General features: G+C 40.0%; 1 pseudogene. It reads right to left on the minus strand.

The window, feature by feature from the left end:
* A pseudogene (locus LKX83_RS32335) lies at positions 1-194 on the minus strand (IS1595 family transposase); the annotation flags it as partial.
* Positions 195-310 lie beyond the last annotated feature (116 nt).

Raw genomic sequence — 310 nt, forward strand, 5'->3', positions numbered from 1 at the left:
GGTTTTGTAAGCTCTCCCAGCACGTTTTCATTGGAAAGTTTAGAACCAATTAATGTATCAATTTTTGATTTTATAATACGCTCCATACAAGCAACTTTAGAGACAGTTACTTTTGTTCGGTCTCTTGCGACGAGAACACAGACCTGTTCGTGGCTTATTCCTCTATGTTTGGATTTATCACCACGTTTACGAGGTTACCTGTGCTATGGTAAGAAATAATAAAGATAAGAGGAGACGATAGCCCCCTCCTTTTATGCTACAGATAGTTTTTTCCTTGAAACTGACATAGCCGCCGGAAGCGTTGACGATC

This window comes from Cohnella baijiui (assembly GCF_020731285.1).
Taxonomy (GTDB): Bacteria; Bacillota; Bacilli; order Paenibacillales; family Paenibacillaceae; genus Cohnella.